Source organism: Curtobacterium sp. B8, assembly GCF_000333315.1.
Lineage (GTDB): Bacteria > Actinomycetota > Actinomycetes > Actinomycetales > Microbacteriaceae > Curtobacterium > Curtobacterium luteum.
Genome location: NZ_BACW01000703.1, coordinates 1 through 958, shown reverse-complemented (window position 1 = coordinate 958; position 958 = coordinate 1). Strand labels below are relative to the sequence as shown.

General features: G+C 71.5%; 1 protein-coding gene and 1 pseudogene. One reads left to right on the top strand and one right to left on the bottom strand.

What is annotated here, in order from left to right:
• Positions 1-233, top strand: a pseudogene (locus I59_RS18720) (glyceraldehyde-3-phosphate dehydrogenase); the annotation flags it as partial.
• A 92-nt stretch (positions 234-325) separates the two neighbouring features.
• Here I59_RS18720 and I59_RS18715 read toward each other — a convergent pair.
• The coding region (locus I59_RS18715) for an aldo/keto reductase (protein ID WP_022905190.1) at positions 326-958 on the bottom strand (633 nt) is incomplete at its 5' end.

The window sequence follows — 958 nt, the reverse complement described above, 5'->3', positions numbered from 1 at the left end:
CGCGCAAGCCCGGCGTGGTCGACGGGCTGGCGACGATCGCCGACGGCGGGCGGCAGGTGGTGGTCTACGTCTGGTACGACAACGAGTACGGGTACAGCAGGCAGGTCGTGCGGGTGCTCGAGACGATGAGCGGGCAGCGGGTGCCGACGCTGCCGGCGGTGTCGGTGTCGGTGTCGGTGTCGGCGGCGTCGGCGGCAGCGACGGCTCGAGTGCCGGACGCGCTCCCGGTGTGAGTTGTCGTCGAACCGGGGAACCGACATCGAACCAGGTGGTGGCCCTGGTTCGACGTCGGTTCCGTGGTTCGATGCGACCGCGGTACCGCGCGTCAGCTCACCGCGCCCGACCGGGCTCCCGACCACAGGTCCACGTCGAGCACCCCGACCGAGTGCTCGTCGATGCGGCGGAGTTCGTCGTCCGTGAACGACAGGTTGCCGAGCGCGGCGACGTTCTGCTCGAGCTGCTCGACCCGCGACGCACCGATCACGAGCGAGGTCACCCGCTCGTCACGGAGTGCCCAGGCGAGCGCGAGCTGCGCCAGGCTCTGGCCGCGCTCGGACGCGATGTCGTTCAGCGCCCGCAGGTGGTCGACGACCTCCGGGGTGAGCGACCCGGCATCGAGCGACTTGCCCGCCGCCGCTCGCGAGTCCTCCGGCACCCCGTCGAGGTACCGCCCCGTGAGCAACCCCTGCGCGAGTGCGGTGAAGCCGATGACGCCGAAGCCGAGGTCGCCGGCGGCGTCGAGGAGCCCCTCGTCCTCGATCCACCGGTTGAGCATCGAGTACGACGGCTGGTGGATGAGCAGCGGCGTCCCGAGGTCGCGGAGGATCTCGGCGGCCTGCCGGGACCGGTCGGCGTCGTAGGAGGAGATCCCGACGTAGAGCGCCTTGCCCTGCTGGACGGCGGTGTGCAGCGCGCCCATGGTCTCTTCGAGCGGCGTCGACGCGTCGAGGCGGTGCGA